Annotated in this window: 16 protein-coding genes; 10 read left to right on the forward strand and 6 right to left on the reverse strand. The window is 64.3% G+C overall.

The genetic code is table 11. The annotated features are described in order from the left end of the window. From GPT33_RS10780 to GPT33_RS10820, 9 genes are all read left to right on the forward strand, one after another. The coding region (locus GPT33_RS10780) for an EAL domain-containing protein (protein WP_296808580.1) at positions 1-317 on the forward strand (317 nt) is incomplete at its 5' end. Positions 318-413: 96 nt separating this feature from the next. Further along, positions 414-3,230, forward strand: a complete 2,817-nt coding sequence (locus tag GPT33_RS10785; protein ID WP_296808582.1) for a monovalent cation/H+ antiporter subunit A — start codon at positions 414-416, stop codon at positions 3,228-3,230. Positions 3,231-3,243: 13 nt separating this feature from the next. Further along, the gene (locus GPT33_RS10790; RefSeq protein ID WP_296808621.1) at positions 3,244-3,609 is read left to right on the forward strand and encodes a Na+/H+ antiporter subunit C; all 366 of its coding nucleotides are present in this window, start codon (positions 3,244-3,246) and stop codon (positions 3,607-3,609) included. After that, complete coding sequence (locus tag GPT33_RS10795; RefSeq protein ID WP_296808585.1) at positions 3,606-5,135, forward strand: monovalent cation/H+ antiporter subunit D; 1,530 nt, start codon at positions 3,606-3,608, stop codon at positions 5,133-5,135. The genes GPT33_RS10790 and GPT33_RS10795 overlap by 4 nt, the downstream gene beginning before the upstream one ends. A gap of 19 nt (positions 5,136-5,154) precedes the next feature. After that, entirely contained in the window at positions 5,155-5,649 is a 495-nt protein-coding gene (locus GPT33_RS10800; RefSeq protein WP_296808588.1) for a Na+/H+ antiporter subunit E, read from the forward strand. Continuing rightward, positions 5,643-5,912 carry a K+/H+ antiporter subunit F gene (locus GPT33_RS10805; RefSeq protein WP_296808591.1) on the forward strand — a complete coding sequence of 90 codons (270 nt, stop codon included), beginning with the start codon at positions 5,643-5,645 and terminating at the stop codon, positions 5,910-5,912. Before GPT33_RS10800 ends, GPT33_RS10805 begins: the two co-directional genes overlap by 7 nt. A gap of 205 nt (positions 5,913-6,117) precedes the next feature. Continuing rightward, positions 6,118-6,471: a Na+/H+ antiporter subunit G gene (locus GPT33_RS10810; RefSeq protein ID WP_296808593.1), complete on the forward strand. Its 354-nt coding sequence runs from the start codon at positions 6,118-6,120 to the stop codon at positions 6,469-6,471. A gap of 69 nt (positions 6,472-6,540) precedes the next feature. Further along, positions 6,541-8,514: a hydantoinase/oxoprolinase family protein gene (locus GPT33_RS10815; RefSeq protein ID WP_296808596.1), complete on the forward strand. Its 1,974-nt coding sequence runs from the start codon at positions 6,541-6,543 to the stop codon at positions 8,512-8,514. 74 nt (positions 8,515-8,588) lie between these two features. Then, positions 8,589-9,776, forward strand: coding sequence for a fatty acid desaturase (locus tag GPT33_RS10820; RefSeq protein WP_296808598.1), 1,188 nt, complete (start codon positions 8,589-8,591; stop codon positions 9,774-9,776). A gap of 126 nt (positions 9,777-9,902) precedes the next feature. Here the strand turns inward: GPT33_RS10820 and GPT33_RS10825 are convergent, their stop codons facing one another. Next, positions 9,903-10,529: an ABC transporter substrate-binding protein gene (locus GPT33_RS10825; RefSeq protein WP_296808600.1), complete on the reverse strand. Its 627-nt coding sequence runs from the start codon at positions 10,527-10,529 to the stop codon at positions 9,903-9,905. Between the two features lie 121 nt (positions 10,530-10,650). Between GPT33_RS10825 and GPT33_RS10830 the strand changes: the two genes are divergently transcribed. Then, positions 10,651-11,088, forward strand: coding sequence for a hotdog fold thioesterase (locus GPT33_RS10830; RefSeq protein WP_296808604.1), 438 nt, complete (start codon positions 10,651-10,653; stop codon positions 11,086-11,088). Positions 11,089-11,176: 88 nt separating this feature from the next. Here the strand turns inward: GPT33_RS10830 and urtE are convergent, their stop codons facing one another. The 5 genes from urtE to urtB all read right to left on the reverse strand — a co-directional run. Next, entirely contained in the window at positions 11,177-11,872 is a 696-nt protein-coding gene (gene urtE / locus GPT33_RS10835; protein ID WP_296808607.1) for an urea ABC transporter ATP-binding subunit UrtE, read from the reverse strand. A 370-nt stretch (positions 11,873-12,242) separates the two neighbouring features. After that, positions 12,243-12,674: a DUF29 domain-containing protein gene (locus GPT33_RS10840; protein ID WP_296808610.1), complete on the reverse strand. Its 432-nt coding sequence runs from the start codon at positions 12,672-12,674 to the stop codon at positions 12,243-12,245. A gap of 75 nt (positions 12,675-12,749) precedes the next feature. Beyond that, a complete protein-coding gene (gene urtD / locus GPT33_RS10845; RefSeq protein ID WP_296808613.1) occupies positions 12,750-13,580 on the reverse strand; it encodes an urea ABC transporter ATP-binding protein UrtD in 831 nt (276 codons plus the stop codon). Next, a complete protein-coding gene (gene urtC, locus GPT33_RS10850; protein WP_296808616.1) occupies positions 13,577-14,707 on the reverse strand; it encodes an urea ABC transporter permease subunit UrtC in 1,131 nt (376 codons plus the stop codon). The genes urtD and urtC overlap by 4 nt, the downstream gene beginning before the upstream one ends. A gap of 104 nt (positions 14,708-14,811) precedes the next feature. Next, positions 14,812-16,308, reverse strand: a 1,497-nt coding sequence (urtB, locus tag GPT33_RS10855; protein WP_296808619.1) for an urea ABC transporter permease subunit UrtB, incomplete at its 5' end; no start/stop codon positions are given.

The following is a 16,308-nucleotide window of genomic DNA, read 5'->3' on the forward strand; positions in this document are numbered from 1 at the left end:
GCGTCGGCTTCTCGCTCGATGACTTCGGAACCGGCTACTCGTCCTTGTCCTATCTGAAGCGGCTGCCGCTCGATCAGTTGAAGATCGACCAGTCGTTCGTCCGCGACGTACTGACCGATCCGAACGACGCTGCGATTGCGCGCACCATTGTCGCCCTGGCACAAACACTCGGCCTCGGCGTCATCGCCGAAGGTGTCGAGACGCAGGCTCAGCGAAGCTTTCTCGTCGAGCACGGATGCCACGCCTTTCAGGGATATCTGTTCGGACGACCCGGCGGCGCCGAAGATCTGCTTGCGCAGTCGCAAGCCGTGATTTGATCTGCACGGGCAAGTCCACGCGGGGGCGCCTGCAGCTCGACGGTGGTATCCTTGTGGCGAGCGAGGCACCGTCCTCACGTTCAGGCAGTCGCGTGCATGAATCTTCTCTTCGTCGTTCTCATTCCCTTCATCGGGGCCGGTTTGGCTGCGTGGATCTCGCGCTTCGGGCGGCTGCAATCGGCCTGGATGGCCGGCGCCGTGGCCCTGGCCGCCCTGATTGCACTGGCACCAAGCGTGACCGCCCCGTTTCTGGGCGAGACCCTGGTGCAACGTATCCCCTGGATACCCGCTCTGGGACTCGACCTCGCCTTCCGGCTCGACGGCTTGGGTCTGCTGTTCGCCCTAATGATCCTGGGGATCGGTCTGCTGGTGATCCTCTACGCGCGCTACTACCTGGCCGAGCGCGACTGTATGGGCCGGTTCTACGGCTATCTGCTGCTTTTCATGGGCTCGATGCTCGGGATCGTCCTGTCGGAAAACCTGATCCTGCTGCTGATGTTCTGGGAGCTGACGAGCCTCTCGTCCTTCCTGCTCATCAGCTACTGGCAACATCGCGAGGATGCCCGAACGGGTGCCCGCATGGCGCTTGCCGTCACGGGGCTGGGCGGACTCGCCATGCTCGGCGGTTTCGTCCTGCTGGGCGAGATGGTCGGAAGCTACGATCTTTCCGTGGTCCTCGCCAACGGCGACCTAATCCGATCCGACCCACTCTATACGCCGATGCTGGTGTTGATCCTGCTCGGCGCCTTTACCAAATCGGCGCAGTTCCCGTTCCACTTTTGGCTGCCGCACGCGATGGCGGCACCCACGCCCGTGTCGGCCTATCTGCACTCCGCAACCCTTGTCAAAGCGGGTGTGTTCCTGCTTGCACGTCTGTTCCCGGCACTTTCGGGCACCACCGAGTGGTCGGTTCTGGTCATGGGCGCAGGGCTATCGACCCTGTTGATCGGCGCCTATTTCGCCCTCTTCAAGCATGATCTGAAGGGTCTGCTCGCCTATTCGACCATCAGCCATCTGGGCCTGATCACGCTGCTGTTCGGCATCGGGACACCGCTCGCCGCAGTGGCCGGGGTCTTCCACATCATCAACCACGCGACCTTCAAGGCATCGCTCTTCATGGCCGCGGGCATCATCGACCACGAGTGCGGGACGCGCGACATGCGCCGCATCAACGGTCTCTGGCGTTATATGCCCTACACGGGGACGCTGGCGATGGTCGCCGCCGCAGCCATGGCAGGTGTCCCGCTCTTCAACGGGTTCCTCTCCAAGGAGATGTTCTTCGGCGAGACGGTCACCTTCTCGGCGAACCATTCCTGGGAGTGGCTCCTGCCCGGCGCCGTCGTCGTCGCGGGGATCTTTGCCGTGGCCTATTCGCTGCGCTTCATCCACGACGTCTTCTTCAACGGCGACCCGGTGGATCTGCCCAAGACCCCGCACGAGCCGCCGCGCTGGATGAAGGTGCCGGTGGAGATCCTGGTCGCGATCTGTCTGCTGGTCGGGATCCTGCCGGCCTTTACCGTGGCGCCGCTGCTCTCGGTGGCGGCGACGGGCGTGCTTCAGAGCGCCCCGCCGGACTACGATCTGGCCATCTGGCACGGCGTGAACGCCGCACTCATCATGAGTGTGATCGCCTTGATCGGAGGTATCCTCATCTATGCCGGACGGCGGCCGCTGTTCAAGCTCGCGACCAGGCTCGAAGGGCTCCTCGATGCCAAGGCAGTCTTCGATTGGCTTCTGAAGGGACTCCTCGCTCTGGCCGGGGCCGTCACCCGCACGCTGGATACCGGCTCGTTGCAGCGCATGCTGCTCGTCTTCATCCTCTCCGCGCTCACCCTGGGGACGATCGGCTTCCTCGGCGGCGGAGCGTCACTCACCGGCGAGCGCGCACTCTTGCCCGCCGATGCGGTAAGCGTACTGGTGACACTCGCACTCCTCGTCGTCGCGCTCTGGACGGTCTTCCTGCACCGCCGACGCCTGACCGCATTGATCGTGATGGGTGCGCTGGGATTGCTGGTCTCGCTCATCTTCGTGAAGTTCTCGGCGCCGGACCTCGCCCTGACCCAACTCTCGGTCGAGGTGGTCACCATCGTCCTGCTGCTGCTGGCGCTCTATTTTCTGCCGCAGTACAGCCCGGCCGAGTCGAGCTGGCCGCGACGCATCCGCGATATCGGGGTGGCCGGCTTGGCCGGCGGTGGCGCGGCGGCACTGACCTGGTCGGTCCTCACCCGGCCTTACGAGAGCATCGCGGATTACTTTCTGGAGAACAGCGTGCCGGGAGGCGGAGGCGGCAACGTCGTGAACGTCATCCTGGTGGATTTTCGGGGCTTCGACACCCTGGGCGAGATCTCGGTTCTAGCGCTGGCGGGGTTGGGGATCTATGCGATGCTCAGGGATCTGCGTCTGCCCGGACCTGCGTGCGACGCACGCGGGCGGCCCTGGAACTGGGACATGCACCCGACCATCATGGCGGCGTTGACGCGCCTCCTGCTGCCCCTCGCCCTGCTGGTCTCGGTCTTCATCTTCCTGCGCGGACACAACCTGCCGGGCGGCGGTTTCATCGCCGGGCTCATCACCGCGATCGCCTTGATCATGCAGTACTTGGCGAACGGCGTGGAATGGACGCACAGCCGCATGACCTCCAATCTGCATCCGGTCATCGGCGCCGGGCTGCTGATCGGGTTGCTCACCGGATTGGCGAGCCTGGTCTTCGGCTATCCTTTCCTGACCTCCGCCTTCACGCATGTGCACTGGCCGGTCATCGGTGACTTCGAGCTGGCTTCGGCGATCGCCTTCGACCTCGGCGTCTATCTCGTGGTGGTCGGGGCGACACTCCTGATCCTGGTGCATCTCGGCCTGATGCACAACGCCAGCCACCCGGGCGAGCAGGAAACGTCGGAGCCGAACCATGCTTGAGGAACTGTCGTCGATGGAAGCCCTGATCGCCGTGATCATCGGTGTCTTGACCGCCTGCGGGGTCTATCTTGCACTGCGGGCGCGCACCTTCCCCGTGGTCATCGGACTGACCCTGTTGTCTTACGCCGTGAATCTCTTCCTCTTCATCACCGGGCGCCTGACCGTCGGTCTACCCGCGGTGATCTCGGATCAGGCCGCCGGCTATGCGGACCCGCTGCCTCAGGCGCTGGTGTTGACCGCCATCGTCATCAGTTTCGCCATGACGGCCTTCATCATCATGCTGGCGCTCAAGGCGCGTGCCGAGCTGGGAACGGATCAGGTGGATGGGCGACTCGACGCCGAGGACGCCCGTGACGCTCGGGGGGGAGAGCACGGATGAACCATGAGGTCATCGCACCGGTCCTCTTCCCGCTCTTTGCGGCAACCCTGTTGCTGCTGTTGCGGCGCGTCATGCCCTTGCGCACGCGACGCAGCCTAAATCTTGTCGCACTTGTCATCCAAATCCTGCTGGTGTCGGTCCTGGTCAAGAGTGTCCTCGGGGGCGAGATCCTGGTGTATGCGCTCGGCAACTGGCCGGCGCCCTACGGGATCGTCATGGTCGCGGATCGTCTGAGCGTCTGGATGCTGCTCGTCACGAGCCTGCTCGCCTTCTTCGCCATGCTCTACGCCGTGCGTGGCACGGATGCCGGAAGCCGGCACTTCCATCCGCTCTTCCAGCTCCAGTTGTTCGGTCTGAGCGGTGCCTTTCTGACCGGCGATCTGTTCAACCTCTTCGTCTTCTTCGAGATCCTGCTGCTCGCCTCCTACGCGCTGTTGCTGCATCGCGGCGGGGCGAATCGGGTGCGCGCCGGGCTGCACTTCGTCGCCCTGAATCTGGCGGGGTCCACGCTCTTTCTGTTCGCGGTCGGCACCCTCTACGCCATCCTCGGGACGCTCAACATGGCGGATCTGGCGGTGAAGGCGGCAGCGACCCCGCCGGAAAACCTCGGCGTGGTGCGTGCGGCCGGGCTCCTGCTGTTTGTGGTCTTCGCGCTCAAGGCGGCCCTGATCCCGCTCTATCTCTGGCTGCCCGCGGCCTATTCGTCGACATCCGCACCGGTGGCCGCACTCTTCGCGATCATGACCAAGGTCGGCGCCTACAGCATCCTGCGGGTCTATACCCTGATTTTCGGTGCCGAGGCTGGTCCGGTCGCGAATCTGATCGGCCCCTGGCTGTTGCCGCTCGCGCTCGCAACCATGGCGATCGGCACCCTGGGCGTGCTGGCCGCACATGAGCTGCGTCGACAGGTCGCCTATCTGGTCGTGGTCTCCGTGGGGTTTCTGCTGACGGCCTTCGCACTGGGGACCGAGGCCAGCATCGGCGCCGGTCTCTACTACTTGGCGCACACCACCTTCGCCGCGGCGGCCTTTTTCCTCTTGGCTGACATCATCGCCATGGGGCGCGGCACGCTTGCGGATCGTCTGGATCCGGGGCCGATCATCGCCAACGCCAACCTGGTCGGTGCGCTCTTCTTCATCACCGCTATCCTGGTCACCGGGCTGCCGCCGCTCTCGGGGTTCGTGGGCAAGTACATGGTGCTGAGCGCTGCGGTGGACCTGCCGAGCATGCCTTGGGTGTTCGGCGTGATCCTGACCGCCGGGCTCTTCGGCGTCATCGCACTGGCGCGCAGCGGCAGCCTCTTGTTCTACCGCGCAGAGGGGCCGATCGAGCGGACCGGCGCGTCCGGTCGCCACGCCATCGGTCCGAATTGGGGCCGCCTCTTGCCGGTCATCGGACTGCTGCTGCTCTGTGTCGCGCTGGTCGTCTGGGCCGGACCCTTGTTCGACTACACCCGCGCGACCGCCGAGCAGCTCCTGCAGCCGAGCCTTTACATCCGCGCCGTGCTGGGCGAACCCCAAAGTTGATGAGCGGAGTCTATAAGCGATGAACCTCAGGCTGCTGCCCCATCCGATCCTCACGCCGGTTCTGGCGGTCATCTGGCTCCTGCTGGTCAACAGCCTGTCGCCCGGTCAGATCCTTCTGGGCCTGCTCCTGGGATGGGCGATCCCGGTCTTCACGCTGCGCTTCTGGCCGGAGCAGGTCAGGATCCACAAGCCCCTGACCTTGATGCGCTTTTTTGCGGTCGTCATGTACGACATCCTGATCGCCAACCTCGCGGTCGCCGCCCTGATCCTGGCCGGGCCCAAGCACGTCAAGCCGGCCTTCGTGCGCATGCCGCTCGACTTGCGCACGGATCTCGGGATCAGCCTGCTCGCCAACACGGTCTCGTTGACGCCGGGCACCGTCTCGGCTTGGCTGAGCCCGGACCGCAGCCATCTGGTCGTGCACGGGTTGAAGGTCAAAGACCCCGACGCCCTGATCGCCGAGATCAAGCGCCGCTACGAGGCACCGATCAAAGAGGTCTTCGAGCCATGCTGAGCATCGCCGTCTCCATCGCCTTCGCACTGGTTTCCGCAGCGCTGCTGCTGAGCCTCTGGCGCCTGCTCCGGGGGCCGGACAAACCGGACCGCATCCTGGCGCTCGACACCCTCTACATCAATACCATTGCCTTGCTGGTCCTGCTCGGGATCCATCTGGGTAGCTCGCTGTACTTCGAGGCCGCGCTCCTGATCGCCATGATGGGGTTTGTCGGTACGGTGGCACTCTGCAAGTATCTCCTGCGCGGCGATATCATCGAGTGATGAAAGCGCGTCTCTTGGTGGACTTCTGTAATATTCGAGGGAATCGCAAACGTCGCCTGCATTTGTACACGTCGGAGTCGACGCGCTTTCATGATGTTTAATTTTTTGATTTTCATTCTTCAATCGCGTCGACGCCATGCTTTCAGGAATCCACGTGGATCCGATGCGGCACACCCTCTTTTGATCACGGCGAGGACGCGATTGAATGCTTGAAATAACGTTGTCGGTTCTGATCGTCGTCGGTGCGCTCTTCACCTTCATCGGGTCTTTGGGACTTGCCCGGCTGGGCGATTTCTATACGCGCCTGCATGGCCCGACCAAGGCGACGACGCTCGGCGTCGGTGCGCTGCTGATCGCATCGGTGCTTTATTTCAGTACCCGCGACGAGGGGCTCAGCCTGCATGAGATCCTGGTAACCCTCTTCCTCTTCATCACGGCCCCGGTCAGTGCGCACCTGCTCGCCAAGGCCGCGCTGCATCTTCGCGTGCCCTCGATTGCACCGCCCCCGGCCGAGGCCGAAGATCCGTTGGCCGACACCCGCGCCCGGGCCGGCGACTAGATCCGGCTAAGCCTTGTCGGCCTGTGGCTCTGCGACCCTGGCAACCCTCGAGCGCGACCATCATCGGCCATGATCATCGTCGGCATCGATACCGGAGGGACCTTCACCGACCTGGTGCTCTGGCGCGACGGCTCGGTCCGGACGCATAAGGTCCTCTCGACACCGGCGGCGCCCGAGCAGGCGATCCTGCGCGGGATCGCCGAGCTTGGCCTTGATCCCGCAGCTTTGCACGTTATCCACGGGAGCACCGTGGCGACCAATGCGGTTCTCGAAGGCAAGGGTGTCCGCACACTTTATGTCGCCAATCACGGGCTCGGCGATCTCTTAACCATCGGTCGCCAAGCGCGACCCGACCTCTACGATCTCCAGCCCCCGGCACGTCTCCCGCCGGTTCCCCCCGAGCTCTGTGTCGAGACCGGCGGACGTCTAGGCGCCGACGGCCAGTGGGTCGAACCCCTGACCGCGGCCGACCTGGGCGCGCTGAAGGCGACGGTCGCGCGGCTCGCCCCGGAGTCGGTCGCGATCAACCTGCTCTTTTCGTATCTGGACGACAGTGCCGAGCGGGCCTTGGAGGACGCAATGCCCGAGGGCCTATTCGTCGCGCGCTCCTCAGAGGTCCTGCCGCTTGTCGGCGAGTACGAGCGTGGGATCGCCACCTGGATCAATGCCCGGATCGGACCCGTCGTCGCCCGCTATATCGGGCGCCTTGCCGACGGCCTGTCTGGGGCGCGGGTCTCGGTCATGCAGAGCAGCGGGGAGGCGGTCACGGCGAGTCAGGCCGCCCGGCACACCGCGCGCCTGCTGCTCTCGGGTCCTGCAGGCGGACTTGCCGGGGCGGCCTTCGCCGCGGCGCAGACCGGTGGTGCGCGGTTGCTGACCTTCGACATGGGCGGGACCTCCACGGATGTCGCCGTAGTCGACGGCGAGCCGCGTCTGACCACCGACGGGCGAATCGCCGGCTTCCCCGTCGCACTGCCGATGGTGGACATGCATACCATCGGAGCCGGCGGCGGATCGATCGCGCAGCTCGATGCCGGCGGCATGCTCTTGGTCGGACCCAAGTCCGCCGGGGCCGACCCGGGACCGGCCTGCTATGACCGCGGCGGACGCGAGGCGACCGTGACCGACGCAAATCTAGTGCTCGGACGGCTCGACCCGAACGGTTTCCTCGGCGGGCGGATGCAGTTGGACGCGGACGCCGCCCGTGCTGCACTCGCACGACTCGCGCACGCCATGGGGCTCTCGATCGAGGAGGCAGCCCTGGGCGTGATCCGTCTGGCCGACGAGCATATGGCCCGTGCCCTGCGGGTCATCTCGGTGCGGCGCGGCCTGGATCCGCGCGATTTCATCCTGACCTCGTTCGGCGGTGCCGGCGGTCTGCATGTCTGCGCCTTGGCCGAGGCGTTGGGCATGACCCGCGCCCTGGTCCCGGTGCATGCCGGCGTCCTATCCGCTCTCGGGATGCTGGTGACCCCGGCCGGGCGAACCCTGACCCGGACGCGCCTCGGACTGCTCGCCGAGGCCGGTGATGGCGAGATCGAGGCGGCGCTTGGCGCGCTCGCCGAGTCCGGGATCGCCGAGCTGGAGCAGGAGGGCGTGGCCCGCGCTGATCTGCGTGTCGAGCACTCGCTCGATCTACGCTATCGCGGCCAATCCCACACGCTCAATCTGCACTGGGATGGTGTCGCGGGGACCATCGCCGCGTTTCACGCGCAGCACCGGGATCGCTACGGCCACCGGCTCGATCTGCCGGTCGAGCTGGTCAATCTGCGGGTGCGCGTACGCGGCCCGATCCCGAATCTTGTGTTGCCGCCGATCGGCGTGTCCGGCCGAGGGAACCCGACGGGAAGCTCCGCTGCTTACGGATGTCCGACGCCGGTCACCTGCTGGACACGTGAGGACCTCGGCCAAGGGCACGGGCTGCTTGGACCGGCGATCATCGCAGACGCGCTGGCCACCACCTGGCTCGCCCCCGGCTGGCGGGCGGATCTGGACGCGGTCGGGAACCTGATGCTACAAAGGGCGGTCGCAATAAAACCCTAACCGGACAACGGCAAAGGGCCAGATCGCCACCGGCCACGCCCGGATCCGCACACCACCACTTCTTCAGGACATCCATGACGCCCTACGGATTGCTCGACGTCGACATCTTGTCGGCCGTTCTCATCACTCTCGGCATGACCCATATCACCATCGTCGCCGTGACGGTCTATTTGCACCGTGCACAAGCACATCGGGCGCTCGATCTACATCCGGCGGTCTCGCACTTCTTTCGATTCTGGCTCTGGCTCACGACCGGGATGGTGACCAAGGAGTGGGTCGGCGTCCATCGGCGTCATCATGCCAAGTGCGAGACCGTCGAGGACCCGCATAGCCCGCAGGTCTTGGGCCTACGCAAGGTCTTGGGCGAGGGCGCTGAGCTCTACGCACAAGCGGCAAGCGATCGTGCGGCCGTCGAGCGCTACGGCCAAGGCACCCCGGACGACTGGATCGAGCGTCGGCTCTACAGCCGCTTTTCCGGGCAAGGCGTCGCGCTGATGCTGATCCTGGATATCGTTCTCTTCGGCGTCTACGGAATCGTGATGTGGGCCGTTCAGATGCTTTGGATCCCCATCTTCGCTGCCGGTGTCATCAACGGCGTCGGGCACTATTTCGGCTATCGCAACTTCGAGCCGCCGGATGCCTCTACCAACATCGTTCCCTGGGGCATCCTGATCGGCGGCGAAGAGCTGCACAACAATCACCATGCCTTCCCCAGCTCGGCGCGGCTATCGTCGAAATGGTGGGAATTCGATATCGGCTGGATGTATATCCGAATCCTCAAAGCTCTGCGGCTGGCGAAGGTCCGCCGGGTCGCACCCAACCCGCAGGTGGTCCCGGGCAAGTCGCAATTGGACCTCGAGACCCTGCGTGCCGTGATCACGAGTCGGATGCACGTCTTTGCGCGCTACGGAAAAGAGGTGATGGTCCCGGTGTCGCGCGAGGAGCTATGCCGTGACGCGGAGCACTGCAGACGATTGGTCAGGCAAACGCGAAAACTGCTTCTGACCGAGGGTCAACGACTCGACGTCGCCGCTCGCAGCCGTTTGGAGCAGATCCTGGCCAAGAATCAGACGCTCGCCACCGTCTATCAGTTTCGCGAGCGCCTGCAGGAGGTCTGGGACCGCAAGACGCCCAGCCAGGAGGCATTGCTGAGCGCGCTTCAGGATTGGTGTCAGCAGGCCGAGGCGACAGGGATTCAGGCGTTGGAGCGGTTCTCCAGGAACCTGCGCGGTTTTGCACTCACACCGACGCTCGCTAATTAAACCGCGCCCTGCGCGGGATGCGAGGTTTTTGGATGGGATCGGCCTCGGCAGACTTGACGAACGCTGGAGCTGGCGCGACCAAGACAGTCCAACACACGACGCATACCGCGCAGGGCGCGGTTTTGGTCAACGCCGGGTGTCGTTCCGGGTGGTCAACTCCTCGAGCAACCCGTCGATGCCGCGACGCTGCGCCACCGAGGTGAACTGGTTGCGGTACGAGGCCAGCAAGCTGATCTCCTGAACCGCCACATCGTAGGCGCGCCAACGTCCGTCGCTGTAGGCCATCCGATAGTCCACTCGCACGGGCTGCCCGCCCGGCTGCTGGATCTCGGTGCGAACGAGCGTGCGCGTGGCGCCCGGCTCCAGCTGCATGGGGAGGAAGCGGATATCCCAGGAGCTGAGCGCGTCGAGCGCGGAGGCATAGGTCTGGATCAAGAGCCGCTGAAACTCCGCTTGGAACACCCGACGCTGCTCCGGCGTCGCATCCCGCCAATAGGGTCCGAGCGCTAAGGCCGAGACGCGCGGGACGTCCACATGCGGCAAGAACAGCTCGTCGACCAGACGATGGACGTAGCCAGGGTCGGACCTGAGCAGATTCCGATCCTCGCGCAGCACCCGCATCAGGCCGTCCGAGACCTGCTGGATGATGCGTTGCGGCTCGTTGAGCCCGCTGTACGCCGTCGCCGGGACGAGCACTGCGGATTGGAGCAAAAGAAGCGTCGCCCAGAGGGCGCGGTATTTCACTGGGGTCATAGGTCGATATCCGATCCGGCTGCCTGTTTTCCTGTGAGGGTATACTTCGACACCGCGTCCGGCGAAGGGGTTTCATGCCCGCTCGACGACATTCGGACCATCAGTCGTGAAGGAGAGACCCATGACGAACCCTCAGCGGTCCCCTCAGCCAACCCAGGCCGAGCTGAAGGACTTCTTTCTCAAGGACCGTTTCGCCGCACACGTCGGTATCGAGCTTCTGGAGATGGCGCCGGGCCGGGCCAAGGCCAAGCTCGAGATCCATGATCACCACCGCAACGCCGTCGGAGTCGTCCACGGCGGAGCCATCTTCAGCCTTGCCGATCTGGCCTTTGCGGTCGCGTCCAACTCACACGGCACGGTCGCGCTCGGGATCAACGTGACCATCTCCTACATGACGGCCGCACGCGGCGGATCACTCGTCGCCGAGGACGAAGAGGTCTCGATCAACGCCAAGCTCGCCACCTATCTGATTCGCATCCTCGACGAGGAGCAGACGCTGATCGCGCTCTTTCAGGGGACGGTGTATCGGAAACGCGAGGCGCTGCCGGTAAAGGAGTGACTGCCAGCACGAAAGACTCATAAAACCGGCCGGTAGGGAGGACGAGCGAGAGCGAAGTCAACCGAACCCAGCGCGGGCGCTGAAGGACTCACACCGTCAGGTATTGCTTGACGAGCTCCTCGCTCAGATCTGGCATCGCCCCGCTCGCCATCAGCCGTCCGCGGTCGAGGATGATGAAACGATCGGCGACGCGGCGGGCGAAGGGGAGCTTCTGCTCGACCAGGATGACGGTGAGGTTTAAGTCGGTCATGAGACGGCGGATGATGTCGCCGATCTCATGGACGATGTTGGGTTGGATGCCTTCGGTGGGCTCGTCGAGGATCAGGAGCTTGGGGTCGATGACGAGCGCCCGGCCGATGGCCAGCTGTTGTTGCTGACCGCCGGAGAGATCGCCGCCGCGACGCCCGAGCATCTCTTTGAGCACCGGGAAGAGCTCGAAGATGTAGCCCGGGATCTGTTTGGCGCGATCGGGCCGCGCGGCGAGACCGATGCGCAGGTTCTCCTCGACGGTCAGCAGCGGGAAGATCTGCCGGCCTTGCGGGACATAGCCGATCCCAAGTGGTGCGCGACGCTCGGCGGTGAGTCTGGCGAGATCCTGGCCATGATAGCTCAGGGAGCCGGACCGTAACGGGAGGAGCCCCATGATGCATTGCATCAGTGTGGTCTTGCCGACGCCGTTGCGACCCATGACGCAGGTGCACTGACCCTGCGGGATCTCGACATCCAGATCCCAGAGGGTGTGGCTCTCGCCGTAGAACTGATTAAGTCCCGAAATCGCAAGCATATTGAATCGCGTCCGAGGTGATGATCAATGTCGTCATGTGCCGCCGCGTCGATGCCCCGAAAAACCTCGGAGTCGACGCGATTCAAGATAAGGAAGGATTCAAAAACAACCGAAACAAGTAGGATGGGTAGAGCGAAGCGAAACCCATCCAGCCCGCGCCAAGCGCATCAGACCGACACCCGACAACGCGGCGGTTTGGAGGATGGGTTTCGCTGACGCTCTACCCATCCTACGTGTTCATCAAGGCGTTCACCTTGTTTCTGAATCGTCACTAAAAGAAAAAAATTCCTAAAACGCGTCCCCGCTGAGGTCGTGGGCTCATCAGCGGTCCGCTCAAAGCGATCACATCGCATGTTGCTCAAGTCGCGTTTTAGCCGGGCAAGAAGGTGCCTCGGATTTGCGCCTGGTCCCAGGGACAGCCCTCCGGAAAGGCATCGTAGTCCAGCGGCGTCTCGGCAACGGCGAGGTCGACCGCATCCGGATAGGCGTCGCGAATGATCTCGTCGAGTTTAGCGGCCAAGCTCGGGTTTTCGTCCAGCAGCTTGGCGATCGCGCGGCGTTGGGTGTTGATGGTCGCGCGCCAGGATTTGCGGCTCGGATACTCCGGCTGGTACTGCCATTTGAGAAGATGGCCCAGCAAGACCGCGAGCCGACTTTCCAATGCACGGCGTTCCCGCTTTCCCAAGTCCTCGATCTCCTCGACGAGGTGCATGACATCCAGTCGCCCGTACTGACCGGAGCGCAGCAGGCTGGCCTGCTCTCGCGACCAGGCATAGAAGTCTTGATCGTAGTCCGTCGTCATCGCGTGGCCTCCGAGGGCGTTCGCGCGCATGGCGCGCCGTCTCGAACAGGATACAGGAGGTGATCCCCATCGGGATTACTCCCCCAGATAGACCTCGACCACGCGCGGGTCGTTCTGCACCTCGTCCATGCTGCCTTCGGCGAGGACCGAGCCCTGATGCAGGACGGTGACGCGCTTGGCGATGGAGCGGACGAAATCCATGTCGTGCTCGACGACCACTACGGAATGCTTGCCCTCCAGCGAGAGCAGCAGCTCCGCCGTGCGGTCCATCTCCTGGTGTGTCATGCCCGCGACCGGCTCGTCGACCAGCAGCAGATGGGGATCCTGCATCAACAACATGCCGATCTCGAGCCATTGTTTCTGGCCGTGCGAGAGTGCGCCGGCCTCGCGCTGGGTCTGTTCCTGAAGACCGATGATCCCCAAAACCTCGTGGATGCGGTCGTGTTGCTCGCCGCTGATTCGCGCAAACAGGGTCGGGAAGACGCGTTTGTCGCCGGCCATCGCGAGCTCGAGGTTCTCGAAGACGCTGTGGGACTCGAAGACCGTCGGCTTCTGAAACTTGCGGCCGATCCCGAGCGCGGCGATCTCGGGCTCGGAGAGTCGCAGTAGATCGATGGTCCGCCCGAAATAGGCGCTGCCCGTATCCGGACGGGTCTTGCCGGTGATGATGTCCATCATGGTCGTCTTGCCGGCACCGTTGGGGCCGATCACGCAGCGCAGCTCGCCGGCGTTGACGTAGAAGTTCAGGCTATTGATCGCCTTGAAGCCATCGAAGCTGACGCTGACATCTTCCAAATAGAGGATCACGCCCTGGCTGACATCCAGCTCAAGATCCAGCATGGAGTACATGAAGCTCCATTGCCGGTCCTTGCGCATGGATTCGCGGAGCTGCTCGACCGGTTTCATGGTGCCGCCTCCGCCCGAGGCCCGGCAGTGGATCGCGATCGTCGCCAGGTCCTGATCATGCCGACCAGGCCCGCGATCCCTTTGGGCAGGAAGAGTGTGACGATGACGAAGAGCGCACCCAGGGCGAAGAGCCACGCCTCGGGGAAGGCGCCGGTGAAATAGGTCTTGCCGTAGTTGACCAGGATGGCGCCGATGACGGCGCCGTAGAGCGTCGCCCGACCGCCGATGGCCACCCAGATCACCAGCTCGATGGAGTTGAGCGGCGAGAACTCGCCCGGATTGATGATGCCGACCTGCGGGACATAGAGCGCCCCGGCCACGCCCGCGAGCATCGCCGAGAAGGTGAAGATGGCGAGCTTCACCCGATCGACCCGGTATCCGATGAAGCGGGTGCGGGCCTCGGCGTCGCGGATCGCGACCGCGACACGCCCGAGCCGCGAGGTGACGATCCAGCGGCAGGCCAGATAGCCGAGCGCCAAGGCGCCCGCCGAGGCGAGGAAGAGCCCGATCCGGGTCGCATCGCTCTTCAGATCGAAGCCCAGGATGTCCTTGAAGTCGGTCAGACCGTTGTTGCCGCCGAAGCCCATCTCGTTGCGGAAGAAGGCGAGCATCAGGGCATAGGTCAGGGCCTGGGTCATGATGGAGAGATAGACACCGGTGACCCGCGAGCGAAAGGCGAGATAGCCGAAGATGAAGGCCAAGGTCCCGGGGACCAGGATGGCCATGAGCGCGGCGAACCAGAAGAGGTCGAAGCCCTGCCAGAACCAGGGCAGCTCCGACCAGTTCAGGAAGACCATGAAGTCCGGCAGCACCGGGTGACCGTAGACCCCGCGGTCGCCGATCTGACGCATCAGATACATGCCCATCGCGTAGCCGCCGAGACCGAAGAAGGCGGCATGGCCCAGACTCAGGATGCCCAGATAACCCCAGACCAGATCGACCGCGACGGCGAGCAGCGCGTAGGTCAGATACTTACCGAGCAGGGTCACCGTGTAGGTGGAAACATGCCAGGGGCTGGACTCGGGCACCACCAGATTCAGGATCGGTACCACGACCGCCACGACCAGCAGGACGGCCAGCATCGCCTGTCCGCCTTTGTCGCCCTTCATGATCCTGACCACACCCATATCTCAAGTCTCCGAAACCAGGCAAAACGCACTGTGTGGCCGGGCCGGCGCAGCGTCAACCGACCTTCAAACTCACCACGGATCTCTGAATCCGATTGACCTCTTTACCCGTCCGCCGCGCGTCCGCGTTGGGGGAAGAGTCCCCGCGGGCGCTTCTGAATGAAGAGGATGATGAAGACGAGCACCAGGATCTTGGCAAGCACCGCGCCGGCCCAGGGCTCCATCAGCTTGTTCGCAACGCCCAGGGTCAAGCCGGCAACCAGCGTCCCCCAGAGATTCCCGACCCCGCCGAAGACCACGACCATGAAGGAGTCGATGATGTAGGCCTGCCCCATGTTGGGGCCGACGTTGGTGAGCTGGGACAAGGCGACACCGGCCACCCCCGCCACCCCGGCGCCTAGCCCGAATGTGAGCGCATCGACCCGCGCCGAGCGCACGCCCATCGAGCGCGCCATCGCCCGATTCTGAGCGACCGCGCGCACCTGCAGCCCCAAGGCGGTGCGCTTGAGGATCAGCAGCAGGGCCACGAAGACCATCAAGGCGAAGATCAGGATGTAGAGCCGGTTGTAGGTCAGGGCGAGCGCCGGATTGATCTGAAGCGCACCGCTCATCCAGGACGGATTTTGCACCGCCACGTTCTGGGCCGAGATGGTCGTGCGCACCAGTTGCTGAAGGATCAGGCTGATGCCGAAGGTGGCCAGCAGGGTTTCGAGCGGTCGGCCGTAGAGAAAGCGGATGACGGTGCGCTCGATCAGAACCCCGAGCAACCCCGCGACCACGAAGGCCGCCGGGATGGCGACGAACAACGAGTAATCGAGGAATCCGGGCATCGCCAGCTGGACGAGATAGGTGGTATAGGCCCCGATCATGATCAGCTCGCCGTGGGCCATGTTGATCACGCCCATGACCCCGAAGGTGATCGCCAGACCGATGGCCGCGAGCACCAGGACCGAGCCGAGACTGAGCCCGAAGAAGAGCGTCTCCGCCGCCGCGTTGAGCTTGAGCTTCTGTTCGATCGCGGCGAGTGAACGCTCGGCAGCCGCACGCACCTCCGGATCGGGCTCGTCATTCAGTAGCTTGGTCAGGGCGTTTCGCGAGTCCGGATAGAGACTCCCGGAAAGCGTGTTCACTGCGACGAGCCGGGCCGCGGGATCCTCGTCGCGCAGACTCGCCAGCGCCAGGCTCAGATCGAGATAATCGCGCACGCGCTGATCGTCCTCGCGCTCGAGCTGTTCGCGAACCGCCTCGAGGACGATCGGGTTGGCATCACCCAGCATTTGCTGCGCGGCCTTGAGACGAATCGCCGGATCGGGACTCGCCAGCGTGAGGGCGGCAATCGCCGTGCGCAGTTGGTTGCGCATGCGGTTGTTGATCGTGATCTTCTTCACCGCGCCGCGCTCGACCTCGCCGAGATCGCTGCCGTCGAGTGCATCGGTGAGCCGGTACCCGCCGGGAGCAGGTGCGACCAGGACCGGGCGCCGATCGGACTCGCGGGCAAAGAGGTCACCGCCCAAAAGGGCTTCGAGAAGCGTCGCCGCGCGCGGGTCCCCGCCGGCGGCGATCACATCGACCGCGGCCTGCTTGACCTCGAACGAACGGTC

This window comes from Thiocapsa sp. (assembly GCF_011390875.1).
Taxonomy (GTDB): Bacteria; Pseudomonadota; Gammaproteobacteria; order Chromatiales; family Chromatiaceae; genus Thiocapsa.

What these genes read in the sequence shown, in the direction of transcription:
- GPT33_RS10810 (WP_296808593.1), top strand. Translation starts at nt 6,118, where the DNA reads ATGCTTGAAATAACGTTGTCGGTTCTGATCGTCGTCGGTGCGCTCTTC.
- urtC (WP_296808616.1), bottom strand. Translation starts at nt 14,707, where the DNA reads ATGGGTGTGGTCAGGATCATGAAGGGCGACAAAGGCGGACAGGCGATG.
- GPT33_RS10785 (WP_296808582.1), top strand. Translation starts at nt 414, where the DNA reads ATGAATCTTCTCTTCGTCGTTCTCATTCCCTTCATCGGGGCCGGTTTG.
- GPT33_RS10840 (WP_296808610.1), bottom strand. Translation starts at nt 12,674, where the DNA reads ATGACGACGGACTACGATCAAGACTTCTATGCCTGGTCGCGAGAGCAG.
- GPT33_RS10825 (WP_296808600.1), bottom strand. Translation starts at nt 10,529, where the DNA reads ATGACCCCAGTGAAATACCGCGCCCTCTGGGCGACGCTTCTTTTGCTC.
- GPT33_RS10790 (WP_296808621.1), top strand. Translation starts at nt 3,244, where the DNA reads ATGGAAGCCCTGATCGCCGTGATCATCGGTGTCTTGACCGCCTGCGGG.
- GPT33_RS10795 (WP_296808585.1), top strand. Translation starts at nt 3,606, where the DNA reads ATGAACCATGAGGTCATCGCACCGGTCCTCTTCCCGCTCTTTGCGGCA.
- urtE (WP_296808607.1), bottom strand. Translation starts at nt 11,872, where the DNA reads ATGCTTGCGATTTCGGGACTTAATCAGTTCTACGGCGAGAGCCACACC.
- urtD (WP_296808613.1), bottom strand. Translation starts at nt 13,580, where the DNA reads ATGAAACCGGTCGAGCAGCTCCGCGAATCCATGCGCAAGGACCGGCAA.
- GPT33_RS10820 (WP_296808598.1), top strand. Translation starts at nt 8,589, where the DNA reads ATGACGCCCTACGGATTGCTCGACGTCGACATCTTGTCGGCCGTTCTC.
- GPT33_RS10830 (WP_296808604.1), top strand. Translation starts at nt 10,651, where the DNA reads ATGACGAACCCTCAGCGGTCCCCTCAGCCAACCCAGGCCGAGCTGAAG.
- GPT33_RS10805 (WP_296808591.1), top strand. Translation starts at nt 5,643, where the DNA reads ATGCTGAGCATCGCCGTCTCCATCGCCTTCGCACTGGTTTCCGCAGCG.
- GPT33_RS10800 (WP_296808588.1), top strand. Translation starts at nt 5,155, where the DNA reads ATGAACCTCAGGCTGCTGCCCCATCCGATCCTCACGCCGGTTCTGGCG.
- GPT33_RS10815 (WP_296808596.1), top strand. Translation starts at nt 6,541, where the DNA reads ATGATCATCGTCGGCATCGATACCGGAGGGACCTTCACCGACCTGGTG.